This is a genomic window from Pseudonocardia sp. DxW, from assembly GCF_058448985.1.
In genome coordinates this window covers 1-2,797 of the sequence record NZ_JBZFLK010000061.1, presented here as the reverse complement: position 1 = coordinate 2,797, position 2,797 = coordinate 1, and the positions used below count along the sequence as shown (strand labels likewise).

1 protein-coding gene is annotated in these 2,797 nt (G+C 68.2%); it reads left to right on the top strand.

Annotation, left to right across the window (positions count from 1 at the left end):
- Positions 1-1,618: 1,618 nt before the first annotated feature.
- Positions 1,619-2,797: IS256 family transposase (locus tag ACVJO7_RS33920; protein WP_491676358.1), on the top strand; the 1,179-nt coding region annotated here is incomplete at its 3' end.

Sequence of the window (2,797 nt, the reverse complement as noted above, 5' to 3'; positions counted from 1 at the left end):
GCGGGCTCTCACCCGACGAGTACGAAGACACCTACCATCGCGCCCAGCGCGACGATCACAGATAACCCGCACTCCGGTGAACCGGGGGAAGCTCAATGTGCGAGTCGTTGTCCGCGAGCGACTGGGAAGCCGCATCGCTGTGCCGGGGTCGACTTCCACCGCGGGGACGGTGTGGTCGTGCACAGGCGCGCCGCCGATCTGCTCACCGCCTTTGTGCAGCCGCCAGATCCCGCACGACCGCCAGACCGGACCCAGGTGTCGCGATCCAGTGCCGGCTCGTGCGGCAAGTTGACCGCCAGTGCTCCATCTGCGCCGAAAGAGTTTGTATGTTGATAAGGCGACTTACCGCCGGAATAGCCATCCTCACGACCAGCCTCGTCGTGGCGGTCGGGATAACGTGGATTGCACACACAGCGGCCCCAACCCCGAAAGCGGGGATCCACGCGGTCGCGGCACAGCCTCACGACAAGCAGGATCACAGTCACCACCAGGTTGCGTTCCAGAACGTTGGACAATCAGCGGGAAACACGACATCTGGTCAAACTGCTGCGGGCGCAGCCGGCGGCTACGAGGAACGGTCTGAAGGTCCCCGCCCTCGACGTCGCGCCCTCCGGATCGACGATCTCAGAACCGCCGCCAAGCGGATTCAGCGCACAGCCGACCGAGGAGCCCAGCGGTGTAGCGGGCCATCCCTGGTGCGGCTTCGCCGTGGTAGGCCTACTCGCTGCCACAGCAGGGGCGGTGGCAGCGATATTTGCCTCAGGCGGAACACTAGCGTTCGCCCTCGTCCAGTACGGCGTCGTAGGTGCCTCGGTAGTGGAAGGATGCTACTAGCCGGCCGAAATACGCGCCCTCTGGACACTTCGAAAGCATCCAACACTCACCACCACGATCTCCTCGGAGGCTGCCGTTGTCTCGAAACACATCACCGCGGACGCTATGGTCCCTGACTGGCGTATCGGGTTTCATTGTCGTCGCTACCGCTGTGAACTATTCCGTTTCCGGAAGTGCGTTCGCTCTCGTTCTGCTGATCCTTGCTTTAATCACACTTGCAGTGGGTATAGCCCGGGCAGTTCGTGCCAGTAAGGATCGACCTGTGCCGGAACCGCCACTCGTGGATGACGCTGACCCACGCGTGTAGCACGTTGCCGCCCGCACCGCGTTGACGCAAGAAGTGGCGACACAACGCAGTCGAATAGCCATCAACGCTATTCGAGCGCTGATCTCGCCCCTACGGGCGAGCCACGCAGCACTCGCCCCACGTGACGCGGCGGTACGGGCCAGCACGGCATCGAGCTGCGCCGGATCGAGGACCTGCCTGACTGGCAGCCGCGCCCGACCCGGCCGGCCCCAATTGCGGGCGGTGTCCGCTCAGTATCCACCGGCGGCCGTGCACGGCTTATCAGACAGACCGCACCGCGCCGAGAGGAGCCCCACTCCCGGAGGCCCCTCGTCGCCGGGCAGGGTGCCGCGCGGACCTGTAGCAGTCTTCTACGACAAGCCCGGCGGAGGTTGTCCCGGGCCTCGTGGAAGTTGAGGTGGCGGTCCCCCGCCTGAGACCTGCCGTGGGGTAGGTACTCGGGTGATCCGCCAAGAACGCCCGAGGAAGGGGACCGCCGTGGGTAAGGGTAGCCAGAAGGACGCGGCCAGCGACGCTCGTGGGGCCGGTGAGCCGGCCGTGCCCGAGCAGGTCAGCATCGTGCTGGGTGAGATCGCCGGTGACGTGCGCGAGGGGCTGCTGGCCCTCGCGGTCGGCGCGGGCCTGCAGGTGATGACGGCGATGATGGATGCCGACGTGACCGCGGCGTGCGGGACGAAGGGTCACCACGACCCGGCCCGCAGCGCGGTGCGCCACGGCGCCGGGGACGGGTCGGTGACCCTGGGTGGGCGGCGGGTGCCGGTGCGCCGCCCGCGGGTGCGGGCGGCCGATGGCTCCGGCGAGTTGCCGATCGCGTCCTACGAGGCGTTCACCGGTACCGAGGTGCTCGGCGCGATGGCGATGGAGCGGATGCTGGCCGGGCTGGCCACGCGGCGCTACGGCGTCGGGCTCGAGCCGGTCGGAGAGCAGGTCGAGGCCACCAGCTCGTCGACCTCGAAGTCGGCCGTGTCGCGCAAGTTCGTCCGCGCCACCGAGACCGCCCTGGGCGAGCTACTCGCGGCGGACCTGGCCGGGCTGGATCTGGTGGCGCTCATGATCGACGGGGTGCACTTCGGGGAGTCCTGCTGCGTGGTCGCGTTGGGCATCGACATCGACGGGGTCAAGCATCCGTTGTCGCTGGTCGAGGGCTCCACCGAGAACACCACCCTGGTCCGCGAGCTGCTGGTCGGGCTGCGTGAGCGCGGCCTGGACACCACCCGCCCGGTGCTTGCGGTGCTCGACGGGGCCAAGGCGCTGCGCGCGGCGGTGTGCGAGGTGTTCGACCATCCCGTGATCCAGAGGTGTCAGCTTCACAAGATCCGAAATGTGGCCGACCACCTGCCGCAGAGGATGCGCTCCACGGTCGGCTCGAAGATGCGCACCGCCTACCACGCCGACTCCGCGCTGGCCGCCGAGGCCGCGCTGAACGCGCTGGCCGGCGAGCTCGACCGCACCCACCCCTCCGCGGCGGCCAGCGTGCGTGAGGGCCTGGCCGACACCCTGACGGTGCTGCGTCTCGGGGTGCCGCCGACCCTGGCCCGCACGCTGCGCTCGACCAACGCCGTGGTTATCTGGAGTCGCTCGGCGGCCGTCCGCGACGTCGTCGACGGGCACGTGAGGTCCCGGATCTTGCCTGGTGGACGTGGTTATCTCCCGCGG